Annotated in this window: 18 protein-coding genes, 1 tRNA gene and 1 pseudogene; 11 read left to right on the plus strand and 9 right to left on the minus strand. The window is 70.7% G+C overall.

The window, feature by feature from the left end:
* Positions 1-77: 77 nt before the first annotated feature.
* The 6 genes from iscU to D7V80_RS32605 all read left to right on the plus strand — a co-directional run bounded on the left by iscU (position 78) and on the right by D7V80_RS32605 (position 3,940).
* Positions 78-470 (plus strand): Fe-S cluster assembly scaffold IscU, encoded by a 393-nt coding sequence (gene iscU, locus D7V80_RS32580; RefSeq protein WP_120553652.1) that lies wholly within the window; start codon positions 78-80, stop codon positions 468-470.
* A gap of 40 nt (positions 471-510) precedes the next feature.
* The gene (locus tag D7V80_RS32585) at positions 511-894 is read left to right on the plus strand and encodes an iron-sulfur cluster assembly accessory protein (protein ID WP_120591827.1); all 384 of its coding nucleotides are present in this window, start codon (positions 511-513) and stop codon (positions 892-894) included.
* A 107-nt stretch (positions 895-1,001) separates the two neighbouring features.
* A complete protein-coding gene (gene hscB, locus D7V80_RS32590) occupies positions 1,002-1,550 on the plus strand; it encodes a Fe-S protein assembly co-chaperone HscB (protein WP_120591842.1) in 549 nt (182 codons plus the stop codon).
* Entirely contained in the window at positions 1,547-3,391 is a 1,845-nt protein-coding gene (gene hscA, locus D7V80_RS32595; protein ID WP_120591828.1) for a Fe-S protein assembly chaperone HscA, read from the plus strand. The genes hscB and hscA overlap by 4 nt, the downstream gene beginning before the upstream one ends.
* A 3-nt stretch (positions 3,392-3,394) precedes the next feature.
* Entirely contained in the window at positions 3,395-3,772 is a 378-nt protein-coding gene (locus D7V80_RS32600; protein WP_014395282.1) for a 2Fe-2S iron-sulfur cluster-binding protein, read from the plus strand.
* 84 nt (positions 3,773-3,856) lie between these two features.
* Positions 3,857-3,940 (plus strand) — tRNA-Leu (locus D7V80_RS32605).
* A 54-nt stretch (positions 3,941-3,994) separates the two neighbouring features.
* Here the strand turns inward: D7V80_RS32605 and D7V80_RS32610 are convergent.
* A complete protein-coding gene (locus D7V80_RS32610) occupies positions 3,995-5,077 on the minus strand; it encodes a lysylphosphatidylglycerol synthase transmembrane domain-containing protein (protein WP_120591829.1) in 1,083 nt (360 codons plus the stop codon).
* A gap of 20 nt (positions 5,078-5,097) precedes the next feature.
* Positions 5,098-6,690, minus strand: coding sequence for an alkaline phosphatase family protein (locus D7V80_RS32615; protein WP_120591843.1), 1,593 nt, complete (start codon positions 6,688-6,690; stop codon positions 5,098-5,100).
* Between the two features lie 153 nt (positions 6,691-6,843).
* On the opposite strand from D7V80_RS32615, the gene D7V80_RS32620 reads away from it, so the two are divergent.
* Positions 6,844-8,022 carry a BamA/TamA family outer membrane protein gene (locus tag D7V80_RS32620; protein ID WP_120591830.1) on the plus strand — a complete coding sequence of 393 codons (1,179 nt, stop codon included), beginning with the start codon at positions 6,844-6,846 and terminating at the stop codon, positions 8,020-8,022.
* Positions 8,023-8,053: 31 nt separating this feature from the next.
* On the opposite strand, the gene D7V80_RS32625 is transcribed toward D7V80_RS32620, so the two are convergent.
* From D7V80_RS32625 to fni, 5 genes are all read right to left on the minus strand, one after another.
* Entirely contained in the window at positions 8,054-9,133 is a 1,080-nt protein-coding gene (locus D7V80_RS32625) for a mevalonate kinase (protein ID WP_120591831.1), read from the minus strand.
* Positions 9,133-10,119, minus strand: a complete 987-nt coding sequence (gene mvaD / locus D7V80_RS32630; RefSeq protein WP_120591832.1) for a diphosphomevalonate decarboxylase — start codon at positions 10,117-10,119, stop codon at positions 9,133-9,135. The genes D7V80_RS32625 and mvaD overlap by 1 nt, the downstream gene beginning before the upstream one ends.
* A complete protein-coding gene (gene mvk / locus D7V80_RS32635) occupies positions 10,116-11,054 on the minus strand; it encodes a mevalonate kinase (RefSeq protein ID WP_120591833.1) in 939 nt (312 codons plus the stop codon). Before mvk ends, mvaD begins: the two co-directional genes overlap by 4 nt.
* A 109-nt stretch (positions 11,055-11,163) precedes the next feature.
* Positions 11,164-12,492 (minus strand): hydroxymethylglutaryl-CoA reductase, degradative, encoded by a 1,329-nt coding sequence (locus D7V80_RS32640; protein WP_120591834.1) that lies wholly within the window; start codon positions 12,490-12,492, stop codon positions 11,164-11,166.
* A gap of 33 nt (positions 12,493-12,525) precedes the next feature.
* Positions 12,526-13,584 carry a type 2 isopentenyl-diphosphate Delta-isomerase gene (gene fni / locus D7V80_RS32645; protein ID WP_120591835.1) on the minus strand — a complete coding sequence of 353 codons (1,059 nt, stop codon included), beginning with the start codon at positions 13,582-13,584 and terminating at the stop codon, positions 12,526-12,528.
* Positions 13,585-13,735: 151 nt separating this feature from the next.
* Here fni and D7V80_RS32650 point away from each other — a divergent pair, with 151 nt between their 5' ends.
* A complete protein-coding gene (locus D7V80_RS32650) occupies positions 13,736-14,155 on the plus strand; it encodes a hypothetical protein (protein ID WP_120591836.1) in 420 nt (139 codons plus the stop codon).
* A gap of 163 nt (positions 14,156-14,318) precedes the next feature.
* On the plus strand, positions 14,319-15,275 hold the full coding sequence (locus D7V80_RS32655; RefSeq protein WP_120591837.1) for a zinc metalloprotease HtpX: 957 nt from the start codon (positions 14,319-14,321) through the stop codon (positions 15,273-15,275).
* Positions 15,276-15,290: 15 nt separating this feature from the next.
* Here the strand turns inward: D7V80_RS32655 and D7V80_RS32660 are convergent, their stop codons facing one another.
* The gene (locus D7V80_RS32660; RefSeq protein WP_120591838.1) at positions 15,291-16,034 is read right to left on the minus strand and encodes an SDR family oxidoreductase; all 744 of its coding nucleotides are present in this window, start codon (positions 16,032-16,034) and stop codon (positions 15,291-15,293) included.
* Between the two features lie 109 nt (positions 16,035-16,143).
* Between D7V80_RS32660 and D7V80_RS32665 the strand changes: the two genes are divergently transcribed.
* The gene (locus D7V80_RS32665) at positions 16,144-17,049 is read left to right on the plus strand and encodes an AraC family transcriptional regulator (protein WP_120591839.1); all 906 of its coding nucleotides are present in this window, start codon (positions 16,144-16,146) and stop codon (positions 17,047-17,049) included.
* A 314-nt stretch (positions 17,050-17,363) separates the two neighbouring features.
* Here the strand turns inward: D7V80_RS32665 and D7V80_RS32675 are convergent, their stop codons facing one another.
* On the minus strand, positions 17,364-18,203 hold the full coding sequence (locus D7V80_RS32675; RefSeq protein WP_120591841.1) for a 2-oxo acid dehydrogenase subunit E2: 840 nt from the start codon (positions 18,201-18,203) through the stop codon (positions 17,364-17,366).
* A gap of 177 nt (positions 18,204-18,380) precedes the next feature.
* Between D7V80_RS32675 and D7V80_RS32680 the strand changes: the two are divergent.
* Positions 18,381-18,809 (plus strand): annotated as a pseudogene (locus D7V80_RS32680) (cell envelope biogenesis protein TolA); the annotation flags it as partial.

Here is an 18,809-nt window from a genome sequence, read left to right on the forward strand (position 1 = left end):
CCCCCGCCCGCCCGGCCGCGCATCGGTTGCCCGGATGGCGCATCAGTTCAAGCGTTGGATGAAGGAGCGTTAGACGCATGGCTTACAGCGAGAAGGTCATCGAGCACTACGAGAACCCCCGCAACGTGGGGACGCTCGACAAGAACGACCCGAACGTCGGCACCGGCCTCGTGGGCGCCCCCGCTTGCGGCGACGTGATGCGCCTCCAGCTGAAGATCAGCGACTCGGGCGTGATTGAGGACGCGCGGTTCAAGACCTTCGGCTGCGGCTCCGCCATCGCGTCCAGCTCGCTCGTCACCGAGTGGGTGAAGGGCAAGACGGTGGATCAGGCCATGACCATCTCCAACAAGGACGTGGCCCGGGAGCTGGCGCTGCCCCCGGTGAAGATCCACTGCTCCGTGCTGGCCGAGGACGCCATCAAGGCGGCCATCGAAGACTTCAAGAAGAAGCGCGCGTCGCGGCAGGCCTGAAGCCCCGCACGGCACCTCTTCCAGGATTGAGGACGACCCCATGAACGAGCAGGCCCAGACGACCCAGGCCCCTCAGACGCCCCCCAAGCCGGCCCCCAAGGGCATTGGCCTGGCGGACAGCGCGGTGGCGCGCCTCAAGCAGTTGCTGGCGGAACGGCAGACGCCGGACGCCGGCCTGCGCATCGCCGTGAAGGGCGGCGGGTGCTCCGGCCTCCAGTACTCCATGGAGTGGTCGGAGAAGTCCCGCGAGCGCGACAAGGTGTTCGAGCGCGACGGCGTCCGCGTCTTCGTGGATCCGAAGAGCTACCTGTACCTCATCGGCACGGAGCTGGTGTTCGAGCAGACGCTGATGGCGTCCGGCTTCAAGCTGAACAATCCCAACGTCAAGGCCGCCTGCGGCTGTGGAGAGAGCTTCTCCATCTGAAGCTTGCAGCGGCCTTCCCGCCCGCCCCGTCGGTCAGGGAGCGGGCAGCAGGGGTCCGGCCCGGTGCCGGGCCCCTTTTTCGTTTCCCCCGTGAGGATGTGCGCACCGTGAGGACCCACTTCGACGTGTTCGGGCTGCCCCGCTCCCACGCCGTGGACGTGCCGGCCCTGGAGAAGCAGTACCGGGAGCTGTCGCTCCAGCTGCACCCGGACCGCGTCGGCCCCGGTGACGCGAAGGCGCGCCTGGCCGCCGTGGAGAGCACCACCGCCCTCAACGAGGCCTTCAAGACGCTGAAGGACCCGGTGCGCCGCGCCTTCTACCTGCTCAAGCTCCACGGTGTGGACCTGGACCGCGAGGACGCGGGCGCCCAGAAGGACATGCCCCTGGAGTTCCTGGAGGAGGTCATGGAGCTGCGCGAGGCGTTGGATGAAGCCATCGCGGCGAAGGACCTGCCCGGGGCCCAGGCCATGGCGAAGGACGTGGCGGGCCGCAAGGCGGCGGCGCTCCAGGAGGCCGTGGCGTCGCTCGGCACGCTGGAGGGCGCAGGGGATTCTCCGGACGGGGTGAGAAAGGCATCGCACGCGCTGGGGCGGGTGCGCTACTTCACGCGCTTCCTCGAGCAGGTGGACGCGTTCGAGGAGGAGGTGCTCGCGTGAGCAACAACGGCTATCTGCAGATCCACGACCCGCTCAAGCCGAAGGGCCACGTGGTGGGCATCGACCTGGGCACCACCCACTCGCTGGTGGCGTCCGTGTCCCAGGGCAAGCCCCGGTGCGTTCCGGTGGACGAGGGCGACTCGCTCTTGCTCCCGTCGGTCGTGCACTACGGCAGGGACGGCGGCGTGGTGGTGGGCGTTCGCGCTCGGAAGCTCGCGGCCGAGGCCCCCACGGACACCATCGTGTCGGTGAAGCGCTTCATGGGCCGCAGCCCGGACGACCCGGAGACGCGCAAGCTGGGCCACTACGACTTCGCCCCCGGCGCCAACGTGGTCCGCTTCAACGTGGCCGGTGGCCAGCCGGTGACGCCCATCGAGGTGTCCGGTGAGATTCTCCGCTCCCTGAAGCGCCGCGCGGAGGCGCACTTCTCCGGCAAGGTGGAGCAGGCCGTCATCACCGTGCCTGCCTACTTCGACGACGCCCAGCGACAGGCCACCCGCGACGCGGGGAAGCTCGCGGGACTGGAAGTCCTGCGCCTGCTCAACGAGCCCACCGCCGCCGCGCTGGCGTACGGCCTGGACAAGGGCAGCCAGGGGATGTTCGCCGTCTACGACCTGGGCGGCGGCACGTTCGACATCTCCATCCTCAAGCTGGAGGACGGCGTCTTCGAGGTGAAGTCCACCGGCGGTGACTCCGCGCTGGGCGGCGACGACTTCGACCGCGCCATCGCGCAGCACGTGCTCCAGAAGCGGGGCGTCCAGACCCCCACTCCCGCGCAGGTGGCGGAGCTGATGGTCGCCGCTCGCAAGGCGAAGGAAGCGCTCACCGACGCGGCGGAAGTCGTTCTCAGCGTGGAGGGCCACTCCCAGCCGGTGTCCCGCGCGGACTTCGAGGCGTGGATCCAGCCGCTCGTGGCGAAGACGGGCGCGGTGTGCCGGCGGGCCCTGAAGGACGCGGGCGTGGCGGCGGGCGAGGTGGACGGCGTCATCCTGGTGGGCGGCTCCACGCGAGTGCCCGCGGTGCGCCGCTTCGTGGCGGAGCTGTTCGGCCGCGAGCCCCTGGGCGATATCGATCCGGATCAGGTCGTGGCGCTGGGCGCCGCGGTCCAGGCGAGCCTCCTCACCGACGGCGACCGCCAGGACGAGGTGCTGCTGCTGGACGTCATCCCCCTGTCGCTGGGCCTGGAGACGATGGGCGGCATCACGGAGAAGCTCATTCCGCGCAACTCCACCATCCCCACGGCGGCGGCGCAGGTGTTCACCACGTTCAAGGACGGCCAGACGGGCCTGGACGTGCACGTGGTGCAGGGCGAGCGCGAGCTGGTGCAGGACAACCGCAGCCTCGCGCGCTTCACCCTCTCCGGCATCCCCTCCATGGCGGCCGGCATGGCCCGCGTGGAGGTGCGCTTCCAGGTGGACGCGGACGGCATCCTGTCCGTTACCGCCAAGGAGCAGAGCACCGGCGTGGCGCAGGCCATCACCGTGAAGCCCAGCCACGGCCTGTCGGAGGAGGAGATTGAAAAGATGCTCCTCGACTCCATCGACTTCGCGGAGGACGACATCCAGGCCCGCCAGCTGCGCGAGCAGCAGGTGGAGGCCGAGCGCGTCCTCTCCGAGGCCGACCGCCAGCTGCGCGAGAACGCTGGGCTGCTCCAGGCCGGCGAGCCGGAGGCCATCCAGGCCGCCATGGCCCGCGTGCGCGAAGCGGCGCAGGGCAAGGACTACCTGGCCGTGAAGGAGGCCCTGCACGCGCTGGACGAGGCGTCCCGGGCGTTCATTGAACGGGTCATGAACCGCGCCATCACCCAGGTGGTGTCCGGCCATTCCGTGGAGGAGTACTGAGCCGTGCCCAAGGTCACCTTCAAGAGCCCCCTGGCCGAGGTCGCCGTGGACGTGCCCCCGGGCACCACCCTGCTGGACGCCGCCGAGAAGGGCGAGGCCCAGGTGGGCCACAGCTGTGGCGGCGTGTGCGGGTGCTCCACCTGCCATGTCTGGGTCCGCAAGGGCCTGGACTCGCTGAGCGAGCAGCGGGACGACGAGATGGACCGCCTGGACATGGGCTTCGACGTCCGGCCGTACTCCCGCCTGTCCTGCCAGACGGAGGTCGGCGGCGAGGACGTCACGGTGGAGATCACCGAGGAGTCCCTGGTCGCCTTCATGGATGAGAACCCGGCCATCCGCCGGAAGCTCGAGTCCGAGGGCCGCTGGCCGCTGAAGAAGTAGGCGGAAAAAAGGGTGTTGACCGGGCGGGGGAGGTTCTCTATACGTCTCGCCCATCACGGCGCCGCGAGGCACCGCGAGCCACCTGCCCAGGTGGTGGAATTGGTAGACACACTAGATTCAGGGTCTAGCGCCTGCAAGGGCATGGAGGTTCGAGTCCTCTCCTGGGCACTGCGGTAAAGAAGGGCCCCGACCACAAGTCGGGGCCCTTTTTGTTTTTCCCGCTCAGGGCGGCGCGGGCTCCACGGCTTCGTGTGCCACGTGGTGCGCGGCGGCGTTGGCCAGCCGGCCGCCCTTGCGCAGGTCGCGGATCCGCAGCTTGGAGCGGTGCACGCACCAGGCACCCACGGCCACCTGGCTGATGACGGTGCCCAGGTGGGTGAGCGTGGCGAAGGCCGCCGCGTCCTCCGGGTTGGAGCCCAGCGCGCGCGCCGCCCAGCTGGTGACGAAGTAGTAGATGCCCATGCCCGCCGGGACGCCCGGCAGCGACTGCCCCAGGGAGATGGCGCCCAGCACCACGGCGCCCGCGAAGAGGCCCCCGGGGATGTGGACGCCATGCAGCGCCAGGCCGTACGCCAGCGCGGAGGCGAACACCGGGAAGACGGAGAAGAAGAACACCTTCGCCATGCCATTGAAGGAGCGCGCGGTGCCCAGGCCCTCGCCCACGTGGTTCAGGAAGCTGTCCACGCGGGGCATGGTGTGACGCTGGTGCAGCCAGCGGCCCAGGGGCGCCGCCCAGTGGGCCAGCAGCACCACCAGGGCGACGAGGCCGATGCACAGCGACAGCGCCACGTGCAGCTCCGTCCGGAAGTGGGCCATGGTCTCGCCGAAGGGGCCCAGGAAGGACAGGGCCACCAGCAGCATCAGGCAGGCGAACTCCATCAGCTTGCACACGCCCACGGAGCCCAGGCTCCGGATGAAGGGGATGTTGTGCGTGCGCGACAGGAGGAAGGAGCGCGTCACCTCGCCCAGCTTCCCCGGCAGCGCGTTGTGGACGAACACGCCAATGCCCACCAGCTGGAAGCGGTCCTTGAACGGGATGGGCCTGCGCAGCGTGGCCTGCCACTGCACCGCCCGCAGCGGCACCAGCGACGCCTGCAGCAGCATGAACGGCACCAGCCACACCAGGTGGCCCGGCAGGTCGCGGACGAACTTGTCCAGGGGGAAGCGCGGCGTCAGCAGGTCCCCGGATCCGCTCAGGTTCCACTTGAAGAACGCGGTGGAGAGCAGCAGCAGGGACAGGACGAGCCCCACCACCCCGCCCAGCACCTTGAGCCACGTGCGTCCACCGGCGTTGGGAAGCCGCATGGTCCTCCCCTTCCTCGGTTTCAATGGAGAATCCGCGGTGAGCCGGTGTCCAGGTAGGCCTCCGCCAGGCGCTCGTGCAGCCGCGCGCAGTGGCTCAGGCCGGACAGGTCCACCGGGCCGTTCGCGGGCCACATCACCAGGCTGTCGGACTCCACGCGCGTCAGGCCGCCGTGCGAGCCGAACTCCCACGCGAAGCCCACCGTGCCGCCCTTCTGGACGGCTTCACCGAAGAGGACCAGGTCCCCCGCGGTGTCCATGCGCGGCAGCCCGTGGAGGAAGTCCGCCACGGCGCGCTTGCTGTACTCGGTGGTGAGCGGCGCGCGGTCCAGGTTCTCCGGGCCGTAGACGCCCCCGCCCATCACCACCACCGCCTCCGCGCCCCGGCGCATCGCCACCATGCCGATGTCCGGGTTGTTCGTGGCCCGCGCCAGCACCTCCGGGTGCCGCGCCAGCAGCTCGCGCGCCTCCAGCGGCGCGGGACGGCCGCTCAGGTAGATGTGGGCGAAGTTGCCGGCCTCCACCACCACCGGGATGAAGGGCTCGCGCGCGGCGGTGTCGGGCGCCGGAGGCTGGCGCCCATCCAGCAGGCCGCGGCGCACGTCGTCCTTCAGCGGAGGCACCTCGCCCTCGAAGAGGACGGCCTCCAGACGGCGGCCCTGGCGCTGCTCCAGCGGCAGGCTGTCCACGTGGCCGTGGTCCGACAGGAGGATGACGTCGTAGGGCTCCGGCGCGGCGCGGGCCACGGCGAACAGCTCCGCCAGCGACGCGTCCACCCGGTGCAGCTCCTGCATCGCCAGCTCCGAGCGCGGGCCTCGGCGGTGGGCCACCTCATCGTAGTTGCCGTAGACCAGGTAGATGAGCGGCACGCCGCGCACCATGTCCACCAGGGACTTGGTGTACGCGAAGCTCCAGCCCAACCGCTGGAGGAGGATGCGGCTCACGAGGAAGCCCTGCTCGTGGCGCCAGTCGTTGACGGCGCGCGCCCACTGGCGCACCTCGCGCATGGCCTGCCAGGACTCCATGCCGAAGGAACGCAGGAAGTTCCACGCGCTCTTCGTGCGCGCCGACCCCAGGCCCTCAATCTCGTACGCGAACGAGCGCGCCATCAGCTTGAAGCTCGACAGCGTGCTCATGCACATGCGGTTCATGGCGCCCGCGTGGAAGAGCGAGAAGTACGTGTGGCCGCCGTGATCCAGGAGGCTCGTACGGCCGTGGCCTCGCAGGCGCGCGTCGATGGCCATCGCGTCGCCCGGGCTGTTCATCTGCACCTTGCGGCCGAGCGCCCGGTCGTACCAGCTGTAGCCCGGCAGGTTCGGGTGTTGCAGCCCGTAGAGCAGCCCCGCCTGGAAGAACGGCGTGGACGTGGGCGCTCCCCAGAATGCGTTCTCCAGGTGATACGCGCCAGAGCGGACCAGCTGTGAAACAAAGGGCATGCGCCCTGTGACGATGGCCTCGTCGAGGAGCGCCTTGGGCACACCGTCCAGGTGGACGAGCAGAGCGTTCCGAGGCCGACGCGCCGCCACGGGCGGAACTTTCGAACCAATCCTCCGGACGAGGGTATTCGCCCAGTTTCGTGAATTCTCGCTGACGAGCTCGTTGAGACTTTCGCGCACGTTGACGGCTCCCCCATCCCCCAAGGCAAAATGGGCATTCAGGGGGACAGGAGCTTCCGGGGCCGTGCTGCTCTCTTGGAGAGCAGGCGGGCGGATGAGCCACCTGTCCCGGGCTGGAATCGATGCGCCCCCTCGGGGCTTCACGGGGTTTCGATGCTGGCTCCAGCCGTCTTCCTCTTCTTCATGCTGCTGTCGCTGAGCGCCGTGGCGGCAGGCCGCACTGCGCCCGGCGTCGCGCCCGTGAAGCGGACGCCGACGATGGACGGCATCGCGCTGCCGCTCGTGTCCTTCAGCTCGGATCAGGGCTTCGGCTACGGCGCTGTCGGCGGCATGTACCTCTATGGCGACGGCAGCAAGACGCCCTACGCGCATGCCCTGTCCGCGCAGGTGTTCTTCACCGCGCGCGGCGCCATGAATCATTACCTCCGTTACGACGGGCCGCAGTTGCTGGGGCCCCTGCGTTTGGAGGGACGGCTGGAGTACCGCCAGGAGAAGAGCAGCCCCTTCTTCGGCGCGGGCAACCTGTCCGCCCCGGACTTCCGGGGTGACGTGGACAACGAGCGCTACAACTACGACAAGGGCTCGCCGGGCCTCTGGGTGCGCCTGCGCGGGCGGCCCTTCGGTGAGAAGCACCCGTTCCAGTCGTACGTGGGCTACGGCTGGCGCTACACGAGCGTGTCACCCTACGCGACGTCCATCCTGGCGCAGGAGAAGCCCATCGGCATCGAGGGCGGGCCCAGCGGGCAGCTGCTCGCGGGCGCGCTCTGGGACACGCGCGACGACGAGTCCGACCCCACGACCGGCGGCGTGGAGGAGATCGCGCTGCGCGTGTCGGGCCTGGCCACCTTCAGCCGCTACCAGTACGCGGGCGTGACGCTGAGCGAGCGCCGCTACATCCGCATCACCCCGCGGCTCATCTTCGCGCAGCGGCTCACGCTGGACATGCTCTTCGGGGAGGTGCCGTTCTTCGAGTGGATGACCACGGGCGGCGTCAACGTGTCCGAGGGCATTGGCGGCATGAGCAGCGTGCGCGGCATCGAGCGCAACCGGTTCGCGGGCAACGTGAAGGCGTTCAGCAACTCCGAGCTGCGCTTCCAGGCGGCGCGGATGTCCTTCTTCGGGCAGCCGCTGGCGCTGGGCGCGGTGGTGTTCCTGGACCTGGGCCGCGTGTGGCATCCGGGCGTGACGGACGGCAAGTGGCATGAGTGGCACCCGGGCATCGGCGGCGGCCTGCGCTTCTCGCGCCGCGCGGCCGTGGTGCGCATGGACTACGCGCGCTCCACCGAGACGGGCCGTCAGCGCTTCTACATCACGTTCGGTCACATGTTCTAACGGCGGGCCCGGGCGCGCGCCGCGCGGAATTTCACGTGAGCGCGTCCACCCAGCCGCGAAGCCGCGCATCCACCTGCGCCTCGCCGCGCACGCCCTGCTCCACATCCAGCGTCAGCGTGAGGAAGCCGCGCGACTCCAGGCCCTCTCGCAGCGCTTCGCGCGCCTGGGCGTCCGGGGCGAAGAGGATGCAGCCGTCACCGCCGCCCGCGCCGGAGAGCTTGCCCGCGCAGTGGTAGGAGGCGGCGATGGCCAGCACGCGGCGCATGCCTTCGGTCTCCAGCGGGCCCAGCTCCAGGAGCAGCGCGTGCTGGGCCTTCACGGCTTCGGCGAAGGCACGGAAGTCACCGCCGCCCAGGCCGTTCTCAATCGCATGCCCCAGCGCGTCCGAGCGCTCCACGAAGGCCTTGCGGCCCGCCTCCGCGAGGCGCGCCTCCACCTGGCCGATGAGGAGCTTCGTGGACGCGCTCTCACCGGTGAAGGCGTAGAGCATGGACACGCGCGGCACGGGCATGCGCCAGAGGTCCACCGGCGGGGACTCGGCGAGCGCGGCGTTGAAGCGGCCGGTGTTGGCGGCGTCCGCGAGCGCGGTGATGTCGTAGCGCCGGTAGCGCACGGCACCGCCGGCGAAGCTCGTGGCCACGTCGCCGCCGCTGCCCTTGCCGCCCTGCCCCAGCGTGTGCGCGGTGAGCGCGAGCTTGAGGACGTCGAACTTCTCCTCCAGCACGAAGCGCGCGGCCTCCGCGGCGAGCACCGTCGCGGACGCGCTGCCGCCGATGCCCAGCTTGTGGCCTCCCGGGCCGAGCGCGCCCGGAGCCACCGCCACGTCGAAGCCCACGCTCGCGCGGCCATGCGCGCGCAGGGCTTCATCCAGCGTGCGGGCGACGAAGGAGAAGCCGGCGGGCACTTCCCGGTCCCACTTCACGCCCCGGGGCGTGGTGAGGCCCTGGAGCGTCCCCTCCTCCAGGCAGATGTGCACGCGCGAGTCCTGGCGCCTGCGCACATAGGCGGCCGTGCGTGGCGCCACGGCCGCGAGGCGCGACACGCCGCCCCACAGCACGGCGTACTCGCCGGAGATGAACAGCTTGCCCGGGGCGGAGAGCGCTCGGTCCATCAGAACAGGTGCTCGGTGAGCAGCGTCGCGTCACCGCCGGGCACGCAGCGCACCACGTCCACGGCTCCGCAGGCGCGGGCCAGGGCCTCCGCCGCGACCTCGTGGGCCGCGTCGGTCAGCAGCACCGGGTTCGGCCCCGCGTCGAGCGTGAACCACACCGGCACGCCCTTCTTTCGCTGCTCGCGCAGGTGCTGGATGAGCCCCAGCGTCGCCGAGTTCAGGTAGCAGAGCGGCGGATCCGCCGCGAGCGAGGTGGAGTGCATGCGCCACGCGTTGCGCTCGCACAGCTCGCCCAGCGCCTCCAGGTCCTTCTTCGCGATGAGCTCCCGGGCGCGAGGGACCTCCGCCTCCGCGTCCTTCACCCACGCCGGATAGTAGGGGCTCGTCTCCACCGTGTTCTTCATCCCGTCCCGCGACTTCACCTCTTTCTCGCCGCGGTCGAGGATGGCCACCACCATGCGCAGGTCCGCCCAGTGGCCCGCGTCGAAGCGCTGCACGGCGTAGCTGTCCTCGCCGTCCTCGCGCTCACCGCGCATCCACTCGCAGAAGCCGCCCTGCACGCTGCGGCACGCGGAGCCGCTGCCCCGCCGCGCCAGGATGCTGGACGCCCGCGTGTCCTGGGGCAGCCCCGCCGCCGCGCGCCCCGCCACCGCCAGCGCCGCGAAGCCCGCCGCGCTGCTGGCCAGGCCCGCCGCCATGGGGAAGTCCCCGCGCGACACCACCTTCGCGGGGCCCAGGTCGCGCCCCGCCTGCACTCGCACCGCGTCCAAGAGACGCAGCACGCGGTCGCGCTCGCTGCCCCTGGCCACGTGGCCGTGCAGTTCCACCGAGTCCGACGGCGCGCCGAACTCCACCGTCGTCGTCACGTGGATGGGGGCCAGCGTCAGCGACAGGCTGGACTGGTGCGGGAGGATGAGCGCCTCGTCGCGTTTTCCCCAGTACTTCACGAGCGCGATGTTGGGATGCGCCCGGACCGTTGCCTTCATGGAATGTCTCCCTGGACCCGAGGCCCCGCGAGCTGACTCGCGAAGCAGCGCAAGCCGTCGCGCGTCAACCGCGCGACCACGGGCTCCGGTTCTGGGAAGAGGCCGATGACCGCGCCACCGTCACCTCCTGCCCCCGTGAATTTGGCCCCCAGCGCGCCCAGAGAGCGCAGCCGGAACACCATGTCCTCCAGCGCTGGTGACGACAGCCCCAGCGCGTTCAGGAGGCCCTGGTTGACGTTCATCGCGTCCCCCAGTCCCTCCAGGTCGCCCGCCTCCACCGTCTTCGCCGCCTCGGTGACGAGCCTTCCCACCTGGCCGAAGAGCCGCTTGTAGCGCTCCGGCCACCGCGCCTGCCGCTCGCGCAGCGCCCCCACCGTCAGCTTCGTGGGACTGCGCGCGCCCGCCAGCGCCACCACCACGGACACGGGCCGCGGGCTCTTCAGTTCGCGCGCGCGGCCCGTGACACCCGCCGGCGCCTGCACCCGCCGGTAGAGGATGAGCTTCTCCTCCGCGCTGGTGGTGTGGTCCACGCCGGACGGCGTGCCGTGGAACTCCTGCTCCATCTCCCACGCCAGCCGCGCCGTCGCCTTCGCCGTGGGCTCCTGCCCCGCCGCCTGAAGCAGCACGCGCGACGTGGCCACCGCCAGCGCCGCGGAGCTGCCCAGCCCCGCGGACAGGGGCAGCTGCGGCTCCAGCGTCACCCTCACCTTCGGCTCGCCCACGAGCTTCGCCGCCCGCGCGAAGGCCTTGCGCATCATCCGCTTCTGCGCCGCGTCCGCCGTCACCGGCACGTCCAGCACGCACGAGCGCGAAGGCCCACCGCGCGCCACCACGCCGATGCTCAGGGGACCGGCGATGGCCGGGTAGCCGTACACCACGCTGTGCTCGCCCAGCAGGATGACCTTGCCGGCACCGAAGGCGACCAGGGGATTCATTGCGGAAGTCATGGCACCAGGCACGCGAAGGGGGCGGGCGCCTTCATTCCGCGCACCACCCTGCCCCGTCAAGCGCTCCCTGTGTCAGGGGAGCGCCCGGGGGCGGACGTCAGCCGTTGGTGAGGGTGGCGACGGCGGGCGGCTCCGGCGGCAGGTTCGCGAGGATTTCCCGCGCCTTCTCCACCTTCACGTGCCCGGCCTTCACCAGCAGGTTGGCCACCTTCTCCACGTCCCCACCGCGCGCGCCCGCCGTGACGGCGACGCTGCGCGCGTGCATGGCCATGTGGCCCTTCTGGATGCCCACGGAGCCCAGGGCGCGGAGCGCCGCGAAGTTCTGCGCCAGGCCCACCGCCGCGAACACCATGGACAGCTCGCGCACGCTGGTGGCGCGCATCAGCTTGAGCGCCACCTGCGCGCCCGGGTGGATCTTGATGGGACCGCCCACCAGGCCCAGCGCCAGCGGCAGCTCGATGCGGCCCACCAGGTGGCCCTCTTCCAGGTACCAGGTGGACAGCGGACGGTACTGGCCCTTGCGGCACGCGAACGCGTGGGCACCGGCCTCGATGGAGCGCCAGTCCTGCCCCGTGGCGATGGCCACCGCGTCGATGCCGTTCATCACGCCCTTGTTGTGCGTGGCGGCGCGGTACGGGTCGGCTTCCGCGAAGCGGCTCGCCTGCGCGATGCCCTCGGCGATGACCTCGCCCGGCAGGCCGAAGTCCGCCAGGAGCGGCAGCGGGATGCGGCACGTGGCGCGCGCGAGCCGCTTGTCCGCCAGGTTCGACAGGATGCGCAGGTACACGCGTCCGCCGGTCAGCTGCTCGATGAGCGGCGCCACGCCCTCCGCCATGGTGTTGATGAGGTTCGCCCCCATCGCCTCCTGCGCGTCGATGAGCAGGTGGACGATGAGCAACGGCTCGCCGCGCGGCCCCTCCGGCGCGGGCAGCAGGCGCACCTCCACGTCCTTCGCGCCACCGCCGCGGGCCACCATGGCCGGGTGGAAGCTGTTCGCCAGGGCGAGGATCTCATCCTTCGCATCCAGGATCTTCTCGGACGCGCGGCCGGGGTCTCCATAGTTGGAGACCTGCACCTGGCCGATCATCATCGACTCGTCGGCCTCCGCGTAGAAGCCGCCCGACTCGCGGACGATCTTCGACGCGAACGACACCGCCGCCACGACGGAGGGCTCCTCCACCGCCATGGGCACCAGGTAGTCGCGCCCGTTGACGTTGAGGTTCAGGCCCAGGCCCAGCGGCAGGGAGAACGTGCCCACCGCGTTTTCGATCATCTGGTTGGCGATGGACAGGTCCAGGCCGCTCTCGCCGCGCAGCTGATCCAACTCCGCCTCGGTCAACCGGAACATCTGGCCAATGCGCGCCAGGCGTTCCTCCAGGGGCAGCTTGTGGAATCCGGCGAGCCGGGACGTCACGGTGTCAGACATGTTCTTCCTTCCCAACCTGGGATCCACCCTGCATCACAACGCCGCCAACCAATCCTTCAACGCGCCGGTCACCACGCGAGGCCGCTGCCGCAGCTGGGCGACGGTGCGGCTGCCCGTCAGCACCAGCGCCTGGCGCAGGCCCGTGAGGATGACCTTGAGCGCTTCCTCCGCGGCCAGCAGCCCACCCTGCTGCTGGGCCCGGAACAGCGGCAGCGCCATGCCCGCCAGGTCCGCGCCCAGCGCGAGCACCTTCGCGGACTCCAGCCCGCCGCGCACCCCGCCACTGGCCACGAGCCGGACCTCCGGCCCCACCGCCTTGCGCACGCTGGCGATGGCCGCCGCGGTGGGGATGCCCCAGCCGCTGAACTCCTCACCCACCTGCGCCTGCGAGCCCGACGCGCGAAGCTGCTCCACGCGCACCCACGACGTGCCGCCCAGCCCGGAGACGTCCACGTTGCGCACGCCCAGCTCCACCAGGCGCCGCGCCACGTCCGGACCAATGCCGCACCCGGTCTCCTTCACCATCAGCCGGTCGCCCATCGCGCGCGCCAGCTCCTCCACCACGCGGTAGCCGCCGCGGAAGTCGCGGTCGCCTTCCGGCTGCGTCAGCTCCTGGCCCGCGTTGAGGTGCAGCGCCATGCCGTCCGCGCCAATGGCGTCCATCAACCGCCGCACGCCGTCCACGCCCAGGCCAATGGCCTGGTACAGCCCGATGTTGCCCAGGAGCGCCACCGTGGGCGCCACGTCGCGCACCGCGTACGACGCCGCGCGCGAGGGGTGTTCCGCCATGGCGCGCTGGCTGCCCACGCCGAAGGCCAGGCCGTGCCGCTCCGCGAGCAGCGCCAGGTCCCGGTTCACCGCGCCCGCGCGGTCCGTGCCCCCCGTCATCCCGGTCACGAGCAGCGGCGCCTGGAGGCGCTTGCCCAAAAACGGCGTGGACAGGTCCACGTCCTCCACCGCCATCTCCGGCATGGCGCAGTGGATGAGGTGCACGTGCTCCAGCAGTGTGGAGTTCTGTGCCGGTTCCACCTCGCCGGTCGCGCACAGATCGAGGTGGGCATCCTTCCGCCTGGCTGTCGTCTCGTCGCCCATGTCGCTGAAAGCCACCCGCGCTGTCGCTGCAAAAAACCTGTAAGCCTGGAAGGTCGTTAGGTTCCTACCAAGCGCCAGGGCCGAGGTGCAAGCCAAAGGGCCCCACCGGTCGCCCCCCGGGTGTGGATGGACGCGCTGGCTTCTGGACGGTATGAGCGACCGCGTGAGCACGCCGGACAACAGGGTCGTCGTCTTCCTGCACAGTGGCGAATACGACCGGGTGCACCAGGGGCTCTCCATCGCGGCGGCGGCGACAGCGGCCGGACGACGTGTGGAGGTGTACCTGTTCTGGTGGGCCCTGGAGCGCTTCCTCCTGGACAGGTTGGACGAACCGGACTTCGCCGGCCGCGAGGACGTGGCGGACCGCTTCGAGGCGCGCGGCATGCCCACCGTGCGTGCGCTGCTCGAGCACGTGCGCGAGTCCGGGCTGGGCACGGTGGCGGGCTGCACGGGCTCGCTCGGTGCCCTGGGGAGCGAGTCGAAGGCGGGCGACAGTGGCATTGACGTCTGGCTCGGGTGGAGCGCCATCCTTCAGCGTACGGCGGGCGTGGCGGATCGTTTCTATCTTTAAGGCCGGCACTACCTTTGGGACGGGCGGCAGCCGGGGCCATGGGCCTCCGGGGTAGCCTGGACCCGTTACGTTGACGCCCCCTTGCTCCTGCTTACGTTTCGTGTGGCCCCCATGGCGGGGCGAAAGGCACGGAACGAGGAACATGGCGCGGCGTGACCCCCACATGACAACCCGAGGACCGGCCGCCCCGGCGCTCAAGGGCGGCGGGTGGCACCGGCTGGGCAATGCATTGAAGACGACCGTGCTGCTGGCGGGCTTGACGGGCCTGGTGCTCGTCATCGGCCAGCGGCTGGGCGGCGCGCAGGGGCTGATGATGGCGGGCCTCTTCGCGGTGGTGATGAACTTCGGCTCGTACTGGTTCAGCGACCGCATCGCGCTGGCCATCCACGGCGCGCAGCCGCTGTCCTACGAGCAGGCGCCCTGGCTGCACGAGATGGTGGAGCGGCTGGCCGCGAGAGCGGGCATGCCGAAGCCGAAGGTCTACATCCTGCCCACCGCGCAGCCGAACGCGTTCGCCACGGGCCGCAACCCGAGCCACGCGGCCGTCGCGGTGACGGCGGGCATCGTGGACATCCTGGACCGGCGTGAACTGGAGGGCGTGCTGGCGCACGAGATTGGCCACGTGCGCAACCGGGACACGCTCATCGGCACGGTGGCGGCGACGCTCGCGGGCATCATCAGCTACGCGGCGCAGATGCTCTTCTGGTTCGGCGGCAGCATGCTCAGCCGCGGCGACGACGACAGGGACGGTGGCGTGGCCGGGGCGCTGTCCAACCTGGGCCTGCTGCTGGTGGCGCCCATCGCGGCCACGCTGCTCCAACTGGCGGTGAGCCGCTCGCGCGAGTACGGCGCGGACGCCACGGGCGCGGAGCTGTGCGGCGACCCGGATGCGCTGGCGAGCGCGCTCCTGAAGATGGAGCGCGGCGCGGAGGCCATGCCGTATGACCGGGCCCCCGCGACGTCGCACCTGTTCATCGTCAACCCGCTGCACCACGGAGGAGTGATGTCGCTGTTCTCCACGCACCCGCCCATCCCGGAGCGCGTGCGCCGGCTGCGCGAGATGAGCGCGCGGATGGGCCAGCGCACCCGCGGCCGTGGCGGCTGGGAGTACGCGTACTGAGCGGTTCCCCGCGGTTCACGCCGACCGGGCCAGCGCCACCGCGTCTGGCCCGGCGGGGAAGCGGAGCGTCTTCGAGGTGTCGTTCGCGGCACGCCAGATGGCCTCGGCCACGTCGGACTCGCGCGTCACCGCGGAGGGCTGTCCGAGCGAGGCGAAGATGCGCTGGGCGAAGGGCGCGTACGCTTCGGGGAACAGCCCCTCCATCCGGGGCGTGCCGTTGCTCGTGAAGCGGGTGTCGGGGCAATAGCCCGGCTCGACGAGCTTCACGCGCAGGTGGAAGTCCTCGAGTTCGAAGGCGAGCGACTCCGTGAACCCTTCGATGGCCACCTTGCTCGCGGTGTAGACGGCCACCAGCGGCATGGGGGCCAGCGTCGCGCTGGAGGTCACGTTCACGATGACGCCCGACCCGCGGGCGCGAAGCCGCGGCAGCACTGCCTGCGTCATCGCCATGACGCCGAAGACGTTGGTCTCGAACACCTCACGCACCGTGGCCATCGGCGTGGCCTCGAAGGCGCCCATGAGCCCGATGCCCGCGTTGTTGACGAGCACGTCGATGGGGCCGCTCGCCTCCAGCGCGGCGGCGATGCTCTCCGGCTTCGTCACGTCGAGCGGCACCACGCGCAGCCGGTCCGAGGAAGGGAGGACACCCTCCCGCGGCGTTCGCATGGTGGCGACCACGTTCCAGCCCTGCGCGTGAAAGTGGCGTGCCGTCTCCAGTCCATAACCCGAAGAGCACCCCGTGATGAGCACCGTCTTCATGCCGCCTCCTTTGGCCGCGATTCGCGCGGCGTTGATGTTCTGAAGGTACCGGCGGCATTCAGGACGCTCCACTACGGAGAGTCCGTGTTTCTTTTGCTAGCGTCCGGACATGACCGACCCTCTTTCGGAAGTCATCGCGCTGCTTCAGCCCAGGGCCATCTTCTCGAAGGGCATCAGCGGAGCGGGCGCATGGGGTGTTCGCTACTCGGACTTCGGTCAGCCCAGCTTCTGTGCCGTGCTCGAAGGGCGCTGCCGGCTCGCCGTCGACGGACAGCCGGCCCTCACGCTCGAGGGGGGCGATTTCGTGCTGCTGCCGGCGACGCCGGGCTTCACCATTTCTGGCTTCGAGCCGGTGACGCCCGAACGTGTCGACCCCAAGGTGGCCCCTTCCCCCACCGGGGAGGTGCGTCATGGCCGGCGTGGTGGCCGCCCGGACGTGCGCCTGCTCGGGGGTTACTTCGTCTTCGACTCGCCTGACGCGGCCCTGATGGTGTCGTTGCTCCCGGTCCTGGTGCACGTGCGCGGCGTGGAGCGGCTCTCCACGCTGGTCCAGCTCGTCCGCGACGAGACGAGCGAACTGCGCTCGGGGCGCGAGCTCGTGCTGACGCGGCTCGTGGAGCTGCTGCTCATCGAAGCGCTGCGGTCCACGCCGGGTGGTGACACACCTCCGGGGCTCCTGCGCGGACTGGCGGACGCGCGGCTCGCACCCGCCATCCGGCAGATGCACCGCCACCTCACGCGTCCGTGGACCGTGGCGCAGCTCGCGAAGAGCGCGGCGCTCTCGCGCTCGGTGTTCTTCGAGCGCTTCACGCGCACCGTGGGCCTGCCCCCCATGGAGTACCTGCTGGACTGGCGGATGGCCGTTGCCAGGGGACTGCTTCGCGGCCAGGAGCTCTCCATCACGGAGGTGGCCGAGCGCGTGGGCTACAGCTCGGCGAGCACCTTCACCGCGGCGTTCAGCAAGCGCGTGGGCCAGCCTCCCGGACGCTTCGCGCGTGGGAGCGGACAGCGCTGACGGCACGGTCAGAAGGGCTGGAAGCAGTCGTAGTTGCGCTGGGAGACAATGCGGGGAGCTGCGGAAGCTAGGCATCGTGGAGGCTGCGCCTTCCGACGACGCGCGGACCCGGCGGATCCGATTGTCCGAGCGGGGACATGCCGCCGTCGACACGACGCGGGCCCTACGTCAGGAGCTCGAGACCCGCTTCCGCCGCGCGCAGGGAGCGCAGGTGATTGACGAGACACGCCGGGTACTCGCGGCCGTGCTGGAGTCGCTGGGCGGCGCGGAGACGGTACGGCGGCGGCGGGTGCGCGAGCCCCGCTGACAGCGGGCTATTCCGCCGATGGAGCCGGGAGCGGACCGAAGGCCTCCTCCGGATGCTCCAGCATCTCGCGCAGCGTGCTGGCGATGACGCCCGCGTGGTAGCCGTCGAGGAAGCGGTGGTCGAAGGACGCGTTGATGTTCATCACGTGTCCGGGCACCACCCTCCCCTCCTCCACCACCGCCACCTCGCGCACCGCGCCGGGCGCGAGGAAGATGGGCACGCGGGTGAACGGCGCCAGCGGCAGGTACGCCGTCTCCAGCCCCAGCTCGCCCACGTCCACCACCACCGCGGCACCGAACGGATCCCTGGGCAGGCCGAGCCACGACGGATCCACGTTCAACGTGTACGTGAGGAACGACACGAGCCCGGTGAAGCGGTGCAGGAGCAGGTGCGGCACGCGCTTGAGCAGGCTCCGGCCCTGCTCCACCTGGGCGTCACGGCCCTCGCGCACGCGCGCCGCGGTGGACTCCACCTCCAGCGCCAGCGCGTGCACGGACTTCTGGTCCACGTCCTCGATGCGCACGGGCGTGAGGCCGCGCTGATCCGCGCCGGGGAGCACCGCGCACACGGTGATCCGCTGACGCAGGTAGATGCGCTGGTAGCGCAGGAGCGCATTGGCGTCCGGACAGCGGCGCAGCGCTTCGCCCATGGCCTTGAGGACCAGGTGGGTCGCGGTGAGCCGCACGCCGGTGCGCTGGTGGAAGGCGTCCAGCCAGGCGAGCGCGGCGTCCATGCGAACCGTCAGGGTGCCGTAGACCGTGGGGTCATACGCGGTCGCCCAGCTGCCAATGGCGAGCTTGCGGAAGCTCGACACGTCCCGCTTCGGCTTCAGCTCCAGGTGCGCCATGGGACGCGAGCGTGCCCCAGGACGGCGCTGACGGGGAGCCGGAATGCAGGCGGATGCCACGACCCGGCCAGCGCGGCGGGTGGGGCCCGCCGGGTTGCCTGCCAGTGAAGCCTTGACGCGCCATGTCCCAGCGGTAGGCTGCCCCGCTTTTTGCATCTTTCTGTGGAGGTCGTTCCCTTGCTGGTTGCACTCATCCTCGTATCGATCGGGTTCGCCGTGACGCTCGGTCTGCTGCTCTTCGGAGACAAGAGCGGCGCTGGTGCCAACGCGGGCCGTCCCTCGCTCTCTTCTTCCTCTTCCGCGCCGTCGTTCCGGGGCGAGCTGGAGTCCGAGAGCAAGGCGCGCGCGAAGGCGGAATCGGAGGTCCAGCGCAAGCAGAAGGAGCTGGACGAGCAGCGCGCGCAGCTCCAGGAGGTCAAGGAGCAGCTCAAGCAGACCAAGCGGAAGCTCTTCGAGCAGAAGGAAGGCGAGAAGGGCTCGAACGACCTGGTGAAGGCCCGCGCCGAGGTGGAGCGCAACGCCAGCATCCAGCTGGAGCAGACCCGCTCGGAGCTGGCGCAGGCCCTGACGGAGAACGCCCGGCTGCGCGCGGAGACCGAGTCGCGC

This window comes from Corallococcus sp. CA054B, from assembly GCF_003611625.1.
Taxonomy (GTDB): Bacteria; Myxococcota; Myxococcia; order Myxococcales; family Myxococcaceae; genus Corallococcus; species Corallococcus coralloides.

Coding starts and splice junctions, on each gene's coding strand:
- iscU (WP_120553652.1), top strand. CDS start 78: ATGGCTTACAGCGAGAAGGTCATCGAGCACTACGAGAACCCCCGCAAC.
- D7V80_RS32585 (WP_120591827.1), top strand. CDS start 511: ATGAACGAGCAGGCCCAGACGACCCAGGCCCCTCAGACGCCCCCCAAG.
- D7V80_RS32610 (WP_120591829.1), bottom strand. CDS start 5,077: ATGCGGCTTCCCAACGCCGGTGGACGCACGTGGCTCAAGGTGCTGGGC.
- D7V80_RS32620 (WP_120591830.1), top strand. CDS start 6,844: ATGCTGGCTCCAGCCGTCTTCCTCTTCTTCATGCTGCTGTCGCTGAGC.
- D7V80_RS32625 (WP_120591831.1), bottom strand. CDS start 9,133: ATGGACCGAGCGCTCTCCGCCCCGGGCAAGCTGTTCATCTCCGGCGAG.
- mvaD (WP_120591832.1), bottom strand. CDS start 10,119: ATGAAGGCAACGGTCCGGGCGCATCCCAACATCGCGCTCGTGAAGTAC.
- mvk (WP_120591833.1), bottom strand. CDS start 11,054: ATGAATCCCCTGGTCGCCTTCGGTGCCGGCAAGGTCATCCTGCTGGGC.
- D7V80_RS32640 (WP_120591834.1), bottom strand. CDS start 12,492: ATGTCTGACACCGTGACGTCCCGGCTCGCCGGATTCCACAAGCTGCCC.
- fni (WP_120591835.1), bottom strand. CDS start 13,584: ATGGGCGACGAGACGACAGCCAGGCGGAAGGATGCCCACCTCGATCTG.
- D7V80_RS32650 (WP_120591836.1), top strand. CDS start 13,736: ATGAGCGACCGCGTGAGCACGCCGGACAACAGGGTCGTCGTCTTCCTG.
- D7V80_RS32655 (WP_120591837.1), top strand. CDS start 14,319: ATGACAACCCGAGGACCGGCCGCCCCGGCGCTCAAGGGCGGCGGGTGG.
- D7V80_RS32660 (WP_120591838.1), bottom strand. CDS start 16,034: ATGAAGACGGTGCTCATCACGGGGTGCTCTTCGGGTTATGGACTGGAG.
- D7V80_RS32665 (WP_120591839.1), top strand. CDS start 16,144: ATGACCGACCCTCTTTCGGAAGTCATCGCGCTGCTTCAGCCCAGGGCC.
- D7V80_RS32675 (WP_120591841.1), bottom strand. CDS start 18,203: ATGGCGCACCTGGAGCTGAAGCCGAAGCGGGACGTGTCGAGCTTCCGC.